The following is a 16,709-nucleotide window of genomic DNA, read 5'->3' on the forward strand; positions in this document are numbered from 1 at the left end:
GAAACTGGGGGGTTAATTTAGAGAGAACCTGATTGTTGAACAGTCTGTTCCGATTCCACAGCACCATAATCGAGCTTAATAATATGATCGGCCAGATGAAAATAGCGCTCATCATGGCTAATAACAATAACTATTTTTCCTCTTTCTTTCAGTTGTAGCAGTATCTGTTTATAGAATAGTTCCCTAAAACGGGGTTCTTGGTCGGCGGCCCATTCATCAAACAGGTAGATAGGACGATCTTCTAAATAGGCTGTTAATAAAGCCAGTCGTTTCCTTTGTCCTTGAGATAGTTCTGTGGTGGATAAAACTCCATTTTTTACCGTAACTTTATGGGCTAATTGCAGTTGCATCAGATAATTTTCTACCTCTTGATCGAGATTGGGGCGATCACAACCAAGAAAACTATCGAATAAGTAAAAATCATAGAAAATTGCCGAGAAATGTTGACGATACCACTCCACATTATCTTGAGTAATACGTTTACCATTGAGATAAATTGCTCCCGATAGGGGTGGGTATAGTCCTGTAATTAGTTTAGCTAAAGTTGACTTGCCGCTGCCATTGCCGCCAATAATAAAGATCAGTTCCCCTGGTTGCCAAGAAAAGCTAATTGGTCCGAGCAGAAACCCTTTTTCATCTGCCCTTGGCGGTGGTGGTGGGTTGCCTTTTTGAGAATAGGGGGGATGGGATGGAAAGGGAATTAGTTTCCTCTCGGAGGAGGGGGATTCTGGTGCCAGTGGCGGTAAACCATTGGCAGAACCTTGAGAAAGGCCTTCGGGGGGGAAAGGTGGATGACCTTCGGGGAAACCTTCGGGGGGGAAAGGTGGTAATTCTGGGTGATAGAGATAGGTGACAGCTTGAAATTGTAGTTGACAGGAGGGACTGATGGATAAAACTAGGGTATCTGCTTCCGAGAGACTGGAGAGAGATAATTTCATCCTTTCAATTTTTCGCAGGGCAATATTTCCCCGGACTAATTCAGGAATGCGATTGAGCATATTCTGCATTGGCAAGGCGATGAAAGTACCAATTAAAACATAGGCGGCCAACATGGTTAAAGGAATGTCTAAAAACAAAGGTAGAATGAACAGAATAAATCCCAAACTGAGAAACTGAGATAGTTGTCCAAACCCGTTAGCGATCGCAAATCTTTTCATCGCTTTGGTATTTAGTTGCCGAAGCCGTACAGCACTACTCTGAAATTCCTTCTCCATAAAAGCCTGCCTTTTGGACTGATTGAGCTTGAGTTCTTTGATGCCGCTCATCAAGGCTTGAAAATCCTTAAATAGGGTGTCTTCTTCTTCCCTCGACTTAAAAAATAAACGTTCGGCTTTATTCAGGATCGTTTGCACAAACCAGATGGCACTAACAGTAGAAGCTATCGTTAAGACGAAAAGGGCATTAGATAGCCAAGCAAAGTAAACGAAACAGCCTACAACTGTAGCAAAATCTACACAGATATTCGGCACGGATGCCACTGCATGAGTTAGGGTATGAACATCATCGGTAAAACTAACCAAAAGACGATTTTCCTTCAGTCTCTCTAGATGTTCTAAAGGAGAGGACAAAATATTTTTACTCAATTTCACTCGCAGTTCATAGATAGCATTCTGTGAGAGAAAAATCAGCACAAATTGTGAGATAATGCTGGTCACTATAATAAATATCGCCAAGATGCTAAAGTATTGTAGAGCATTGACCGCATGACCCTCATGGACTTCTCGATTAATCAAAGAAATTAAAAGGGCGTTGCCAACACCGCTAACTAAACCTGCTACGATAGCAATAGTGATATGTTTCCAGGATATGGCCAGCAAAAATCTCAAAAATTCCATTAAGTTTGTCCTCCTGTCCGGTGATAGATTTTCAAGGGTGGGGTTAAATCTTCTCTAGGAGAATTCCTTCAATACCGACTCCTGGGGCAAAAGAGAAGGCCAAACCTGTCAAAGATGCGGCGTTTTGACGAGTAACTCCGCTCTTATTTTGTTTAAGAGCTTGCGTCTCACATCCTTGTTCTAATCTTAAGATCATGCGTTCCATTACAAATAAAACCGCACAACTAAGTAGGTTGCCGTATTGACGGAGAACTCCCCAACTATCGGCCACTTGTTCATCATTTAAATCTAGGGAAAGTTGCACTTTTTCAATAATTTTTGTCCCTCCGGGGTGAACCATCCATAAATCAATATCTTCCTTGGTTATCTGATGACTATTCAGAAAATTAGTAATAATTCGACCGACACCAGACTCAATATAATCAGGTAATTGACGGGACAGCAGACAGGTAATACCATTGTCTCTAATGCCTAAGGTAATGCCGTCTTCGGTATTTTCAGCCAGATAACTAAAATTATCCCGAATGACAAATTTTCCTCGACCTTGTATTTGTTCTGGTTCGTAGGCTCCGATTACTACTGCCGCACAACCATCACCAAAAATACTATGAATGATAATGTCATTTAAATCATCTTGAAAAACGGCATTAATAGAACTTAATTCTAAACAAATTACTAAAGCTTTGTGTTCGGGGTTGGCTTTTACATGATCACAGGCTACTCGTAAACCATTCATTGCGGCTGCACAACCCATAAAATTAACTGGCACTCTAGCAATGTTGCGTCGAAGTCCTAAACTTTTAATTAATTGAGCATCTATACCCGGAGCCACAAAACCTGTACTGGTGACGAATACGATTAGACCAATAGAATCTTCGATCTTTTCTGTACTCAAAGGATTATGCTTTTTCTGTTGCTCCGATGCGGCTAAAAGCACTCTTCTCGTCACATCTTCTGCTAGGGGAAGCCCATATTTTTCGTACATTTGCATTCGTTGTTCAATAGTTCCCTTTTCTCGACTAAAACTAACAGTTTCTTCCGTTAATAAATTAATCGCTAGATGCCTAGTGTCAATACGGGTATGTTCGTAGATTTTTTCGATACGATGTTGATTCTTCTCTAGACCTTTGAGGTTAGCTAAAAATTTAGCGGCATCCGTTTGTTGGACAAGATTGCCAGGAGTGCCAGTGGCCAGACTTTCAATAACAGGTAAAAACTGAGGAGATTGCATGGCAAATATCAGAACCAGTTTAGGTATTATAGGGAGGGTTTCTGTCAACCAATTGCCTGGAAAGCTAGGGAAAAGTCTGGGTCTTGATTATATCCGTAATATGCCCAATAATTTTCCCGAAACTTGCCGCCCGAATTTCTGGTTTTTGTCGGATCAAATCGAACCAATACCAGCCCAACCTTTGACAATATAGTCTAGGGTTGTTCCTAAGGCTTGCGGGTGAAAATGTTCTTTCAATAAGCCCAACTCTTTCTCTTTGGCTAATCGGGATGGCACGGCTAGATAGTGTTTAATTAGCGCTGGTAGGCGATCAAAAAAGAAGTTTTGAGGTGCCGCCCATTCAACTCCGAATTTTTCCGATTCTTCCCGGACAATATCTTCACTGATGATATTGGCAAAACCACTTTTTTGTTGGGGAAGAACGTGATGCACCCGGTGGGGAGCCAGGCCTGCCGAGAGAAAACAGTCAATATATTTATTACCTACCATGGTCAAATCGTAGGAATTTTTAATCTGCATAACCGCCCAATCTTGGGTTTCCCATTGAGGTGGTGCCATAGGGTCTCTTGGCGGTTCTTCGGCTTCAAAATCATGACTAGCCACAATCATAAAAGTGCTAATCCAGAGGGTAAGGAAAAACTGCGCTAACCAAGCCCAAAACTGACCGTACAGACAAAAGATAACCAGTTCGATTAATAGTAATAAGTGAATACCAAAGCTACCTAAAAAATGTGGAAATCCCAGCTGCCAACTGCCATACATATCCTTAACACCTGCTTTAAAAGCGAGGATACATAATTCGATAATGCGAACAAACATTCCCGTAACCACATGGCCTATTTTATGGAATGTATGAACTGGAACCCGATAAAAACGAGGCAATTCTAACATGAAGGTGAAAACATTCTTTTTGATATCAACATCGGTTTGGGTAAAGGGATGATGCAGTAAAGTATGACCGTCTGTTACTACTAAAGCGAGGGGAACGTAGTTAATATCAAAAATATTGGCAAATACCTTGTTTAATCCCACTTGTGGCCGATGAATTAGGTAGTGACCTACCCCTGCTAGGGCAATTCTTAGCATAGTGATGAGAGGCACAAATAGGTAAATCGGCATATACTGTCTGGCCTCTAAGTACAGCCCTTGCACCACAAAATAGAGAAGAAAAAGACAGATACTGATAACATTAAACAGAAAATCCATGCGTTCCACTTTCTGTTTAAATTCTGGAGAGTAAACTCTGGCTTTAATCTTATTTAGCAATTGTTCTGGGTTGCGGAAATCATAGCGAGGGGTATCCCGCCAACCGTTGAAATGCTCTTTAAATAAGAAGGCAGGAGCGTTGTATTTAGGATGAATATGCTCTGGTCTTCCCTGTTGTCCAAGGGAATATTTTTGCAGGACTTTTTTGACTCTTTCAGGATTGGGATGAAAGATATTGACAATCGTGGTTATATCTCTGTTCTTGGTACGTCCAATAAAAAATTGTCCCCCCGGATGCTTGGCAATAAATTCCGTGAGATCATAGGCTTCTCCTTCATAAATCCAGACATTCGGCAAGGGTGTACCGTCGGGGGGATGGGGCGGTGGTTCGTTATCTCCCTGTAAGGGGGGTGGCATGAAGGGACTGACTCCACCTTGATTATGGGGCGCTCCCCGGCCGGCATCTGTGGGCGGCAAGGAGGGCATCATTCCCGACTGATTAGGAAATGGTGTTGGTGCTGGAACGTTTTGAGGAGTATTGATTTCTGGTTCTGAGTTCATAGTAAATTTTTATCCTCGTTTGACTATATTTTCTCTGGCAGAATCCTGACCTAAGCTGGCGGGGAAAATCAAGATAACGCTCTCTTAAGTCTCTGGGGTTGTGTAGATAGGGATTGACCGAGTAGGATGGAATCTAAAAATGTTTTTTTGAGAGGTGCTCAAGGTAAATTCCCAGGGCTTATAGAGGGAAATAACTATGTGATCAGGGAAAAATTAGGAATTGCCAAAATTGTTGTATCTCAAAAAAACGGTATACAAGTTCTTCGGCAACTATTACATTTCTGCTCTTTGGTAAGCAGACAAGCAACCGAAGAACCAGACCAACTAGGGCTGACTCCGTTCAAATACTCGTAAGATTAAATAACCCAAAGCGGCAATTTCTGGCGGTGAGTTTTGTAACATCCCCCCTAAAGCTTGAGCCTGTTCATCATTACCGAGTAATTGTTTTAAGAGTTCTTGATCTTGTTCTGTTAGACGCGGTAGATTAGCCGGGGCTGCTCCAGTCGGTGCAAAGGGCTGCGGTGTCCCCGGAGGATTGTTCTGGGGTCCACCCGGTGGAAACCCTTGATGCGCCGGGTGAGGATGACCTTGAGGCACACTAGGAGGAGGGCTTTGCGGGGCAGCGGGGGGGTGAGGATGTCTTGGTGTTAACATTGATTGATTTCTCCTTATATTTACTGTTTAGTTCTTTTATTCTATTCTCACTATTTTAAAGTGATTCCAGATCTTGTTTATTTCTTAATAATTGCCTCTCTTGAGCTAAAGAGTTTTAATCAAGTACCTAGTTGAGATAACTCTCGGAAAGTGGACAAAATTGGATACATTCATCTTTAAATGTGGACATAGTTGGAACTTACCGATAAAAATAGCAGTTGATAGTCAACCAGCACTGAAAAAATTTACTTTATATTTGTTAACATAGTGCCATTTTTGACATTCCATTGCTTAACCTAATTTTTAGGGCAAAATTATCCCGCATCACCCGTGGTAAAAACGATGATTTTCTGGCAGACGATTACAAAAATTTATCTTTTAGGCGGGGAGCATCCCAATTTGGCACGTTAGCCATTCTCAGGGGAACTGAAACCCTTTCTATTGCCTTACTATTGGTAATAATTTTACGAAAATGGTATGCTCCCTTTAGGCGAAGTAAGACTGCTATTCTGCTATTGGGATCATCTCATTTATGCAAGTGAGTAATTATACTTATCCCTAAAACTGCTTTCTAGCAAGGCTTTCAAAATAGCTTGACATAAAACCTGATTTAGGGGTTACAAAGGTGAGATGCTCCCACTGCTATTTTTAGCTTGACTGACATCTTCCTCGCTCCCCGATATCAGTAAAACATATTTGCCTGCTCTGATTTCAGCCTCGTATTGCAGTGCTTTATGCTTGGGAATGCCCAATCCCTCTGTTAGTCCCCCAGTTGCTGAGATTGCGGCCGGATCAAGGCCATCAGTAATCATTTTTTCCACATAACTTACCAGTGTTCTCGCAATCGGTCCGGCAATCAAAACAGGTCCAGGACCTGGAATAAATAGTATTCCAGCTGCTTCTGCTCCTACTAAGGCCAAGCCAACTGCTGAAGATGGTAATCTTCCGGGCAAGAAATGAGGACAGGGGGGTTGAACCCCTTCCGGATGAAGGGGTTCAACTCTTTCTGAGACAGGAGGTTGAACTCCTTCCAGATGAGGGGGTTGAATGCCCATTGGGTGGTAAGGAAGCTGCATCCCCTCTGGGTGAGGGGGTTGAATTCCTGCCGGGTGAGGTGGGTGGAAGTCTGCACCCTCTATGTTTGGGGGTATAATGGTTTTTAGCAATGAAAGTTTTTTGATATCGAAGCCTTTTTTTTGTAACTCCAATACAACTATGTTTGCTTCTTCATTGGAGGGGAATATACCGATGATCGAGTGAATATTTGTCATGAATTTCCTGTTTTTAGTACATAATTGGATTATATCCAAGATTCCGCAGTTCAGATTCCACTTCATAAATATCCCTCTTTGGGAGTATCTTATTTATGCAAGTGACTAATTATACTTATCCCTAAAACTGTTTTCTAGCAAGGCTTTCAAAATAGCTTGACATAAAACCTGATTTAGGGGTTACAAAGGTGAGATGCTCCCCCCTCTTTTGTCAAACCTTGATTTATCTTTGGCTGAAACGGCCTAATTTCCTGGAAATTTCCTAAACTGACAAAAGAGGGATAATTTTCGCAAAGCAATATCGTACAAGCCTTGCTCAACAAATTCTCAATAAGGAGGATTCATTATCAATATCAATAAACAGATTAATTCAAGTGAACTAAATTAGACAAAGCCCTTGCACAGAAAGGCTTTCAGGTTTAATGATTTTTTTTTGTTTGTTAACCTGCGGAATGTGGGTATTAAATCACCCCTGGTAAAAACGATGATTTTCTTGCAGACAATTACAAAAATTTACTCTCTAGGGGAAGTGAAAATACCTGTTCTTCGGGGCATAGATCTGGAAATTCGGTCAGGGGAATACGTATCCATTATGGGAGCTTCGGGTTCCGGGAAATCAACCCTGATGAATATTATCGGCTGCCTCGATCGCCCGACGGGGGGACAATATATTTTAGAAGGCAGAAACTTAAAGAACTTGGACGATAACCAACTGGCTTATATTCGCAATCAGAGGATTGGCTTTGTCTTCCAACAATTTAATTTATTGTCCCGCTCCACTGCCCTAGAAAATGTCATGTTGCCGATGGTCTATGCCAATGTTCCCAAGCCAAAGCGTCGTCAAAGAGCGATGCAAGCTTTAGCTAGAGTTGGATTGGCTAATTATCTCCACAATCGGCCTAGCCAACTTTCCGGGGGACAACAACAGCGAGTCGCCATCGCCCGGGCCCTAGTTAATCAACCGGCTCTGGTGTTGGCCGATGAGCCGACGGGGGCCTTAGATACACAAACTTCCCAAGAACTGATGGATTTACTAACCGAACTCAATCAACAGGGGATCACGATTGTGATTGTCACCCACGATCCTGATGTAGCTGCCCAAACCAGACGGGTGATCCGCCTTCAAGATGGCTTAATCGTTTTTTAGGATGTACTAGCCTCAATCCCGTCGTAAAGCGGTAATCGGGTCTAAATGAGCGGCAGAACGGGCGGGAATTACTCCTGCTGACAAACCAACGATAAAAGATAAACCAAATCCACTGATTATCGACCAACCTGACAAGACAAAGGGAAATCGGAAAATCTGGGCGCTACAGAACGCTACTAAAATGCCCAATAACACACCGATGCCGCCGCCAGTCAGGGAAATCATCACCGATTCCGCTAAAAACTGCTGGAGGATGGCCGAACGGGTGGCCCCCACAGCTTTGCGAATCCCGATTTCCCTGGTGCGTTCCACCACGGAAACTAACATGATATTAGCGATGCCAATACCACCGACTACTAGGGAAATGCCAGCGATCGCCACCAGCATCACTGTAAACAAACCCACTACCGTGGTCAAGGTTTTGACCACATCTGTTTGGTTTCTAATGCTAAAATCATCGGCTTGAGCAGCGGCGAGATTGTGGCGCTGACGCAAAAGATTAGTAATTTGATACTCGGCATTTTTCATCTGATCTTGCTGGTCAACTTTGACATAAATGCCGTTAACGGCCTTACCACTTAAAGAATTATTGCCCACCAGACGAGAAGACATATTGCTCAGAGGAATAAAGACCTGATCGTCGCGATCAATCGAACCTTCTGCACCTTTTGGCTCAAATACCCCAATAATTTCGTAACTATTTTTTCTTTCAATCCAAAGCTTTTTGCCGATAGGATTAGTATCATCGCCAAAGAGTTCTGTTAACAGAGTCGAGCCTAAAATCGCCACTGGTGTCGCCTGTGCCATTTCTTCCTCGGTAAAAAATCGACCTTGGCTGAGTTCTGTATTTCTCGCTTTCATGTAGTTAAGATCGATGCCCACCACATTAGTGGCATGATTGACCTCGCCCGCCACCACGGGTGCTGGACGCTGCAGATAGGCGGAGACCACCTGTACACCAGGAACTTGATTTTGAATAACTTTGGCATCTTCCCAGATTAAGGTGCTACTGGAACCGCGGCCGAGACTAATCCCCCCGGTTCTGGCTTCTCCGGGTAAAATTTGTAAAACATTAGTACCTAGAGATTGAATTTTTTGTTCGGTGGCTTTTTGTACTCCTTGGCCTACGGAGGTGAGAGCAATCACGGAGGCAATGCCAATAATCACCCCTAACATGGTTAACAAAGTCCGCAGTTTATTACTCCAGAGGGCTTCGATCGCTATCGAGACAATTTCGCTGATCGCCACGGGGTGAGGATGATTAGTCTGAACTATTTGTTTAGGTAAGTAAACAGTCATTGATTTCGATGTAATCTGGCTAAATATATAGTTGTGATCGAATAAAACAGATATTTTGGACTTATTTGTCTTTTTTTGTCTATAAATTACCTTATTTACTGTTTCTAGAAGAGATTAGGCTGTATTGACTGGGGCTTTCCCGTCCGATAGCATTGCCGATAAAAACCCTCACCTAGGGAAATCAATCGCTTCGCCATACTTTCCCAATAGGATTTTAGCGAGATTTTCCTTGACCTGTGCGTCAATTTCCGAAAAGATGGGGAGTAAGGCCTTTGCTGCCCCGTCGAGTAGAGGGGGGATATCCATCAAACAATAGACTGTGATATTTGTTACTATTTATTAAGCGTCAAAGTTTCCCCTGTGTCAAATCGAGACAGATAAGACAATGATGCTCTGTCTCCTGTTGTTTCCCTTTGGGTTATTCAATGACTGTTGCGACTTCCGAAAAACTTCCCATCGACTGGGTGACTCTCATCTACATGGCTTTTATCCACTTAGTGGCTCTTTTAGCCTTCTTGCCTGGCAATTTTAGCTGGGGCGCTGTGGGAGTGACATTGATTCTTTATTGGATTACTGGGGGTTTAGGAATTACCCTCGGTTTCCATCGTTTGGTTTCCCATCGGAGTTTTAAGACTCCCAAATGGTTAGAATACTTTCTGGTTTTGTGCGGAACCCTCGCTTGTCAGGGGGGTGCGATCGCATGGATAGGTTTACATCGTCTTCATCATAAATATTCTGATACTGCTCCCGATCCCCACGATTCTAATAAAGGTTTTTGGTGGAGTCACATGGGTTGGATGCTTCACGAAATTCCTGCCGACGAAGAAATTGCCCGTTTTACCCAAGATATCGCCGACGATCCTTTCTATAAATTCTGTCAAAATTATTTTGTTCCTATCCAAATTGTTTTAGGCTTAATTCTCTATGCTATGGGTGGTTGGCCGTTTGTAATTTGGGGAATTTTTGTTCGCTTGGTCTTAGTTTTCCACTCCACTTGGTTTGTCAACAGCGCCACTCACAAATTTGGTTATGTTAGCCATGAATCCCACGATAATTCTAAAAATTGTTGGTGGGTTGCCCTCTTAACTTTCGGTGAAGGTTGGCACAATAATCACCATGCCTATCAGTATTCTGCCCGTCATGGTCTAAAATGGTGGGAAGTTGACCTGACTTGGATGACCATTCGTCTGCTGCAAATTCTGGGATTAGCTACTAATATTAAGTTGCCTCCCACCACGGCAGCCCCGACAGAAAGTTAGTTTTATTTAGTGGTTAAATAGATGATAAAAATAGCCGAACTTAAGTTTAAGTTCGGTTATTTTTTCTGCTATTTGTGACTTTCCCTCACCTATAGGTGAGCAGCAGAAGTTATTCAAAGAGGGCGAATGCAATTCGCCCCTACAATAATATTATTGCGCCAATAGTAGGGGCGCAACGTGGTCAGTGAGTTTATCGAACTGCGGGCGCCCAAAATGTCCTATAGATATTTCAACCAAATTGAAATGCACCCAAATTATCCCTATTCTTCTTCCTTGCACACAAAAAGCAGAAGAGCCGAATCCCTTTCATTAATGTTGCTGCTGCCGAACATTGACTGGGGAAAGCGCAACCCATCGGGCCAAGAGCGAAGGATAACCAACCAAAAACGTAAACACACAGGGGAAATAAGAGGCAAAAAACCAGACCCCCCGCTAGACAGCCTAATCCATTAGCCTTTCTATTCGATTCTCTCACCATCTCTATCGCTGACCCTTTCTAAGTCGCAGCATAAAAAAGTTAAAATAGCAACTTTTTTAACAAATATTTAATATTTACGCCGATGTGCCGGAGAGACCCCAGAGAACGTATATTAAAAGCTAATAGCCAAATTATAGTAAGTTTCTATGAAAAAAATCTCGATTTTAGGCTCTACAGGCTCGATCGGAACTCAAACTCTCGATATTGTCACCGATCATCCCGATAAGTTTCAAGTGGTGGGATTAGCCACGGGTAATAATATTCAACTACTATCGGAGCAAATTCGGCAATTTCGCCCGCAAATCGTGGCGATTAATAACGAAAGTCAACTAGAAGACCTAAAAAGCCTAATTTCCGACCTTGACTATACCCCGATTATCCTAGCAGGAAAGGAAGGAGTAATCGAAGTGGCCCGTTATGGCGATTCCGAAAGCGTCGTCACGGGAATTGTCGGTTGTGCGGGATTGCTGCCGACAATTGCCGCTATTACTGCTGGTAAAGATATTGCCCTCGCTAATAAAGAAACCCTGATTGCTGGCGGTCCAGTGGTGCTGCCTTTAGTGGAAAAACACCGAGTTAAATTATTACCTGCTGACTCGGAACATTCAGCTATTTTTCAATGTTTACAGGGAGTTCCCACCGGGGGATTAAAAAAGATTATTCTCACCGCTTCTGGGGGTGCTTTTCGGGATTTACCCGTGGAAAAATTGTCACAAGTAACCGTAGCTGATGCCCTGAAACATCCTAACTGGTCGATGGGCAGAAAAATCACCATCGATTCGGCTACTTTAATGAATAAAGGTCTAGAAGTTATCGAAGCTCATTATTTATTTGGTGTCGATTATAATGCGATCGATATTGTCATTCATCCCCAAAGTATTATTCACTCTTTAATTGAGTTACAGGATACCTCGGTTTTAGCCCAATTAGGCTGGCCCGATATGCGTTTACCCCTGTTATATGCCTTGTCTTGGCCTGAAAGAATTTATACCGATTGGGAACCTTTAAATTTAGTTAAAGCCGGCAGTTTAACCTTCAAAGAACCCGATCATCAAAAATATCCCTGTATGGGATTAGCTTATGCGGCCGGCCGCGCAGGTGGGGCAATGCCAGCAGTATTAAACGCGGCCAATGAACAAGCGGTAGCATTATTTTTAGAAGAAAAGATTAGCTTCTTAGATATTCCCCGGGTGATTGAAAAAGTGTGCGATCGCTTTGCAATTCATAACAGTTCTACCCCTAGCCTAGATGACATTTTAGCCGCCGATGATTGGGCGCGTCAAGAAGTATCTAACTGTCTGATTGCCAATCCGGTCTAGATAGTCTATATCCTGTAGGGATGTTAACTATAATGTCTCTACAGATATAGGATAGAAAAATCACTAATTTCGGCTATTTTTTCTAGTTAACTAGATTTATGATGATCATGACAAGAGTTGATAACCTTCAATAAACCTCGAAAATAAAGATTAAATTGCCTAAAATCAGGGTTTTCTTATTCTTTGTGTGATAAGTTTAACTTATATAGGATCGATCTTTGTGTCCTTTGTGTCCTTTGTGTCCTTTGTGTCCTTTGTGTCTTTGTGGTTCGTTCTAGTCGCTCGCTGGCAGGACTGTATCTTAGAGTACATTTTACCCACCAAACTCAAGAGAGCCAAATCTGTAAATAGACCATTTAATTGACTATTATTCATTCTTAATTCTCCTGACTACTGACTCCTAACCCTAACAACAATTTTTGATTTTTACAATGAGGTCTAATGACCCTGAAGCTTTCTCAAAAATAAGATAAAATAAACAAGATAGCGGTTATTACTTTTAATTTTCTATGGTTACAACTTCTCTATCCCTCCCCGAAATCGCCAGAGAAACCCGTCAAGCGAGTCGTCAACTGGCTATCCTGACTAACGAAGAAAGGAATGAAGCTTTAGAGGCTATTGCTGAGGCTTTGACTGCCAATGCCGATAAGATACTAGAAGCTAATATCGCCGATGTTCAAACAGCTAAGGCGATGGAATTATCCCCAGCTTTATGTGCGCGATTAGAGTTAAGTTCTGGCAAATTAAAAGCCGCTATTGCCGGGGTGCGAGATGTGGCTAAATTAGCAGATCCTTTAGCTACGATGCAAATTAATCGGGAATTAGATCAAGGTTTAATTCTGCGGAGAATAACCTGTCCTTTAGGGGTTTTAGGGGTTATTTTTGAAGCTCGTCCCGATGCTTTAATTCAAATTACCAGTTTAGCGATAAAATCTGGTGATGGCGTTATTTTAAAAGGGGGGAAAGAGGCGCTCCGTTCTTGTCAAGCTTTAGTAAAAATTATTCATCAGGCCTTGAGTGAAACTAAAGTTAATCCAGCGGCGGTAAGATTATTAACAACACGAGAGGAAATTCAGGAACTATTAAAACTTGATCAATACATCGATTTAATAATTCCTAGAGGTTCTAACGAATTTGTGCGTTATATCCAAAATAATACCCGTATTCCCGTCCTCGGTCATGCCGATGGTATCTGTCATCTCTACATCGATAAAGAAGCCGATTTAAGCAAAGCAATTAGGATTACCGTTGATGGTAAAACCCAATATCCTGCCGCTTGTAATACCATTGAAACTTTATTGGTTCATCAAGACATCGCTAGACAATTTTTACCCGCAGTGGCCCGAGCATTAGAGGAAAAAAAGGTTAAATTATTGGGAGATGAAGCAACTCGTCAGATTATTAACGTACCATCGGCCACAGAAGAAGACTGGCAAACCGAATATAGTGATTTAATTCTGTCAATTAAAATTGTTGATAGTCTAGAATCGGCAATCGAACATATTAATTATTACGGTTCTCGACACACGGAAGCCATTGTCAGCGAAAATTTTAACACGGCCAAAACCTTTAGCGATCGAGTCGATGCCGCCGGAGTTTTTCATAATTGTTCCACCCGATTTGCCGATGGTTTCCGTTACGGTTTTGGGGCCGAAGTGGGTATCAGTACCCAAAAAATGCCCCCCCGTGGTCCGGTGGGATTAGAGGGATTAGTGACCTACAAATATCAATTAGTGGGAGATGGTCATATTGTCGCCGATTATTCTGGGGAAAATGCCCAATCTTTCACTCATAAGGATTTATAGTCGAGAAAAAAGCCGATGTTTACAGGATTAATTCAAGCCTTGGGAAAAATTCGGGTCGTGGATACTGATAGACTATATTTGTCTGTATCTTCTGATACAATTCTCCAAGATTTAATGATTGGTGATAGTGTGGCTGTGGATGGAGTTTGTTTGACAGTTGAGGAAATTCTCCCAGAGGGTTTTGTGGCCACCGCTTCCCCAGAAACCCTACAGCGCACTACTTTGGGACGAAGGATTAAAACAGAAACCAACGTTAACCTAGAAACCTCTTTGCGGGTGGGTAGTAAAATCGGCGGTCATTTTGTCACCGGTCATGTGGACGGAATTGGCTGTTTAGTCGAATCGATAATCGTGGCTAATTCGTGGGAAATGACCTTTGCTGCCCCTAGTTCCCTAGAAGAGCAGTGGAATAACTACATAGCTCGTTATATCGTCGGTAAGGGCAGTATAGCTGTTAATGGCATTAGTTTAACCGTGGCCGATTGTGATGCCTCCGGCAGCTGGTTTAAAGTGGCTGTCATCCCCCACACCTACGCCGAAACCAATCTTTCCCATTTAAAATTAGGCGATTGGGTGAATCTAGAAGGGGATATTTTAGGCAAATATGTGGAAAAATTGCTAGGAATGCGCTCTTATCACCCTCCTAGCGAGATTAGCCTAGAATTTCTGGCTGAACATGGTTATTAGTTTTCCAGAAAAAGCCTTTTCAACATATAAATTTATTGGCAATTTATCCATTAATTTTAGTTTTAAAATTGCCAACCTTCCCGCTCCATTAAACCCTGAACATTGGTACAATCGATAGAAAAGTGTTGACAGACTGTGGGGATTTTGGGAGCATTAGGCTTCAAGGCTTCTTCGGTAATTACGCAACCGTCTTTTATCTTGGCACAGGCAATAATAAATGGGTCAGCCACTGGCTTTCCTTGTAATCTTGCTTTTTCACTCACTAAATCCTTAAAGTTTCTTATAGAAAAAATTTCAGGAATAAATAAAGTTTCCTGAGCAGTGGGTGGTAAAAATATTTGTTTATTGAAGTCTATCCAATCTAAAACAAATTGTTTATTATTGCCATATTCTACTTCTTTAAGCACTTCGCGTACTGATTGTAGTTTACCTTCTGACACAAGCAAATCGATTTTTTGCCAAACGGTAGGAAAACTTTTGGGAAAATAGTTTCCTAAGACCTTAAAACTACTTGTGTCAAAAATGTAAACCATCAAAACAGTCCTTTGTCTAATAAATATTGTTCAAGTTTTTCCACCGTAGCAACTTTTTTAATGTTTAGATAATCAGCAACACGCTCGATATCGTATTGGCCTTGATAGTATTTATTGAATACCAGTTTTAGGTAATTTTCTCCCAAATATGTCGCCTGATTAGCATAGGGATTACCGCCAGATTTTTCATTTTTGTCCTGACTTTTTCCCACCTGCTCACTGTACCACTCGCTTACTTTAAGACTATATTCTTTCTGAGAAATAAATTTATTATCTAATAGTTTTCGTAAAACTACTTCTCGACTAACCTTATAATCACTGGAAATTTTCGAGATAATTTTATCGTTAACTATTGTTTCTCTGATTATCTCAGAAAAGACATGATTAGGAAGCAAAAACTCTGCAGCAAATTTATTACAAAATATCTCGATATATTTATTTTCTCCTTGCAAACTATTAATATATCTATCGTCAGACTTAGTAATTCCATTAGTCTGCAAAAGAATATGTGCTAATTCATGAAAAATGGTAAATATTTGTCTAGATTTTTCCGTGCTATTATTAAGATATATGATCGGAAATTCAATATCTATCAAGCAAAATCCCGAAATTTCTCGCTGCTTAAAAGAACGCTTAAAAATAAAAATACCGGCTTCTTCCACGGCACTCCGCCATTTTTTTAAGGCAGTTTCCTGATCATTCCAGGTCAGTTGTTCTTCTAGAGTAACGTTTAAATAATTTCTGATCTGTTCGGCTAATATCCTTAAATCATCACTAGAGCTAACCGCAATATCCTGAAAGATTTTCTTGGTACTAGGATTAATACCATTATTAATTTCCTGTAGCGACAATTGCATCGCTTTTGCTTGTCTTAAAGCATAGATAGTATCGGCGGCCAGGTTTTCGATTTCAAAGTCTGGCAAAGTTCTAAATTCTTGTTTTTCCTCCGCTTCTAGGGGAGGTTCTGGGAAAAAGAATAAAGCGAGAGGACGTTTATATATTTCTGCTAACTTTTCCAATTGACTATAGGTAGGAAAGTCCTCTCCTGACTCCCATTTCTCGATAAGAGAAACATCTTTTTTAAACTTGACCGCCACAGACTCAAGAGAATATCTCGCCCTTTCTCTTGCCCATTGGATTATCTTGGGATTAACGCCTGTCAGTTTCTCGCCCATCAGTTTATCTTATCATCACGAGATAGAGATTTCTAGCTTAATTTAGATCATAAAGTAGTTTTATTGTACTATATGATTATCTAAAATAGAGACAATGTACCTTTGTAGCGGGAGCATCTCACCTTTGCAATGAGCATAAATACTTAGTGGAAAAATAGGCTTTTCGAGGGTAATTCTTGTTTTAATTCTCCATGTACGCAGTCTTTAAAAGCCTCTATTTCGTTCCAAGACACGATTAAGAGTGGCTTT

General features: G+C 41.5%; 13 protein-coding genes and 1 pseudogene. 5 read left to right on the top strand and 9 right to left on the bottom strand.

Annotated elements, in window-relative coordinates:
* Window positions 1–17 precede the first annotated feature (17 nt).
* The 5 genes from ACE1AQ_RS14165 to ACE1AQ_RS14185 form a co-directional block, all read right to left on the bottom strand.
* Window positions 18–1,835, bottom strand: coding sequence for an ATP-binding cassette domain-containing protein (locus tag ACE1AQ_RS14165; RefSeq protein WP_374808622.1), 1,818 nt, complete (start codon window positions 1,833–1,835; stop codon window positions 18–20).
* A gap of 43 nt (window positions 1,836–1,878) precedes the next feature.
* Window positions 1,879–3,066 carry a type III polyketide synthase gene (locus tag ACE1AQ_RS14170; protein ID WP_110545314.1) on the bottom strand — a complete coding sequence of 396 codons (1,188 nt, stop codon included), beginning with the start codon at window positions 3,064–3,066 and terminating at the stop codon, window positions 1,879–1,881.
* Between the two features lie 153 nt (window positions 3,067–3,219).
* Window positions 3,220–4,833, bottom strand: coding sequence for a cytochrome b5-like heme/steroid binding domain-containing protein (locus ACE1AQ_RS14175; protein ID WP_110545317.1), 1,614 nt, complete (start codon window positions 4,831–4,833; stop codon window positions 3,220–3,222).
* Window positions 4,834–5,157: 324 nt separating this feature from the next.
* Window positions 5,158–5,487, bottom strand: a complete 330-nt coding sequence (locus ACE1AQ_RS14180; protein ID WP_106908849.1) for a hypothetical protein — start codon at window positions 5,485–5,487, stop codon at window positions 5,158–5,160.
* 617 nt (window positions 5,488–6,104) lie between these two features.
* The gene (locus ACE1AQ_RS14185; RefSeq protein WP_106908850.1) at window positions 6,105–6,824 is read right to left on the bottom strand and encodes a hypothetical protein; all 720 of its coding nucleotides are present in this window, start codon (window positions 6,822–6,824) and stop codon (window positions 6,105–6,107) included.
* Between the two features lie 418 nt (window positions 6,825–7,242).
* On the opposite strand from ACE1AQ_RS14185, the gene ACE1AQ_RS14190 reads away from it, so the two are divergent.
* On the top strand, window positions 7,243–7,905 hold the full coding sequence (locus tag ACE1AQ_RS14190) for an ABC transporter ATP-binding protein (protein ID WP_103112132.1): 663 nt from the start codon (window positions 7,243–7,245) through the stop codon (window positions 7,903–7,905).
* Window positions 7,906–7,917: 12 nt separating this feature from the next.
* Here ACE1AQ_RS14190 and ACE1AQ_RS14195 read toward each other — a convergent pair whose 3' ends face one another.
* Both ACE1AQ_RS14195 and ACE1AQ_RS14200 read right to left on the bottom strand, forming a co-directional pair.
* Window positions 7,918–9,204: an ABC transporter permease gene (locus ACE1AQ_RS14195; protein ID WP_110545319.1), complete on the bottom strand. Its 1,287-nt coding sequence runs from the start codon at window positions 9,202–9,204 to the stop codon at window positions 7,918–7,920.
* A 207-nt stretch (window positions 9,205–9,411) separates the two neighbouring features.
* Window positions 9,412–9,510: pseudogene (locus tag ACE1AQ_RS14200) on the bottom strand (aluminum resistance protein); the annotation flags it as partial.
* A gap of 119 nt (window positions 9,511–9,629) precedes the next feature.
* Here ACE1AQ_RS14200 and ACE1AQ_RS14205 point away from each other — a divergent pair.
* From ACE1AQ_RS14205 to ACE1AQ_RS14220, 4 genes are all read left to right on the top strand, one after another.
* On the top strand, window positions 9,630–10,463 hold the full coding sequence (locus ACE1AQ_RS14205; RefSeq protein ID WP_110545321.1) for an acyl-CoA desaturase: 834 nt from the start codon (window positions 9,630–9,632) through the stop codon (window positions 10,461–10,463).
* Between the two features lie 624 nt (window positions 10,464–11,087).
* Entirely contained in the window at window positions 11,088–12,260 is a 1,173-nt protein-coding gene (gene dxr, locus ACE1AQ_RS14210; protein WP_008206915.1) for a 1-deoxy-D-xylulose-5-phosphate reductoisomerase, read from the top strand.
* A 509-nt stretch (window positions 12,261–12,769) separates the two neighbouring features.
* Window positions 12,770–14,065 carry a glutamate-5-semialdehyde dehydrogenase gene (proA, locus tag ACE1AQ_RS14215; RefSeq protein WP_008206918.1) on the top strand — a complete coding sequence of 432 codons (1,296 nt, stop codon included), beginning with the start codon at window positions 12,770–12,772 and terminating at the stop codon, window positions 14,063–14,065.
* Between the two features lie 15 nt (window positions 14,066–14,080).
* Entirely contained in the window at window positions 14,081–14,752 is a 672-nt protein-coding gene (locus ACE1AQ_RS14220) for a riboflavin synthase (RefSeq protein WP_008206920.1), read from the top strand.
* A gap of 62 nt (window positions 14,753–14,814) precedes the next feature.
* Here ACE1AQ_RS14220 and ACE1AQ_RS14225 read toward each other — a convergent pair whose 3' ends face one another.
* Both ACE1AQ_RS14225 and ACE1AQ_RS14230 read right to left on the bottom strand, forming a co-directional pair.
* A complete protein-coding gene (locus ACE1AQ_RS14225; protein ID WP_008206922.1) occupies window positions 14,815–15,285 on the bottom strand; it encodes a PIN domain-containing protein in 471 nt (156 codons plus the stop codon).
* Window positions 15,285–16,460: an ImmA/IrrE family metallo-endopeptidase gene (locus tag ACE1AQ_RS14230; protein ID WP_110545326.1), complete on the bottom strand. Its 1,176-nt coding sequence runs from the start codon at window positions 16,458–16,460 to the stop codon at window positions 15,285–15,287. The genes ACE1AQ_RS14225 and ACE1AQ_RS14230 overlap by 1 nt, the downstream gene beginning before the upstream one ends.
* Between the last annotated feature and the right edge of the window lie 249 nt (window positions 16,461–16,709).

The organism is Microcystis sp. BLCC-F209, assembly GCF_041928595.1.
Classification (GTDB): Bacteria; Cyanobacteriota; Cyanobacteriia; order Cyanobacteriales; family Microcystaceae; genus Microcystis.

Excerpts from the sequence above, each read along its gene's own strand:
- ACE1AQ_RS14165 (WP_374808622.1), bottom strand. The coding sequence starts at position 1,835 with ATGGAATTTTTGAGATTTTTGCTGGCCATATCCTGGAAACATATCACT.
- ACE1AQ_RS14170 (WP_110545314.1), bottom strand. The coding sequence starts at position 3,066 with ATGCAATCTCCTCAGTTTTTACCTGTTATTGAAAGTCTGGCCACTGGC.
- ACE1AQ_RS14175 (WP_110545317.1), bottom strand. The coding sequence starts at position 4,833 with ATGAACTCAGAACCAGAAATCAATACTCCTCAAAACGTTCCAGCACCA.
- ACE1AQ_RS14180 (WP_106908849.1), bottom strand. The coding sequence starts at position 5,487 with ATGTTAACACCAAGACATCCTCACCCCCCCGCTGCCCCGCAAAGCCCT.
- ACE1AQ_RS14185 (WP_106908850.1), bottom strand. The coding sequence starts at position 6,824 with ATGAAGTGGAATCTGAACTGCGGAATCTTGGATATAATCCAATTATGT.
- ACE1AQ_RS14190 (WP_103112132.1), top strand. The coding sequence starts at position 7,243 with ATGATTTTCTTGCAGACAATTACAAAAATTTACTCTCTAGGGGAAGTG.
- ACE1AQ_RS14195 (WP_110545319.1), bottom strand. The coding sequence starts at position 9,204 with ATGACTGTTTACTTACCTAAACAAATAGTTCAGACTAATCATCCTCAC.
- ACE1AQ_RS14205 (WP_110545321.1), top strand. The coding sequence starts at position 9,630 with ATGACTGTTGCGACTTCCGAAAAACTTCCCATCGACTGGGTGACTCTC.
- dxr (WP_008206915.1), top strand. The coding sequence starts at position 11,088 with ATGAAAAAAATCTCGATTTTAGGCTCTACAGGCTCGATCGGAACTCAA.
- proA (WP_008206918.1), top strand. The coding sequence starts at position 12,770 with ATGGTTACAACTTCTCTATCCCTCCCCGAAATCGCCAGAGAAACCCGT.
- ACE1AQ_RS14220 (WP_008206920.1), top strand. The coding sequence starts at position 14,081 with ATGTTTACAGGATTAATTCAAGCCTTGGGAAAAATTCGGGTCGTGGAT.
- ACE1AQ_RS14225 (WP_008206922.1), bottom strand. The coding sequence starts at position 15,285 with ATGGTTTACATTTTTGACACAAGTAGTTTTAAGGTCTTAGGAAACTAT.
- ACE1AQ_RS14230 (WP_110545326.1), bottom strand. The coding sequence starts at position 16,460 with ATGGGCGAGAAACTGACAGGCGTTAATCCCAAGATAATCCAATGGGCA.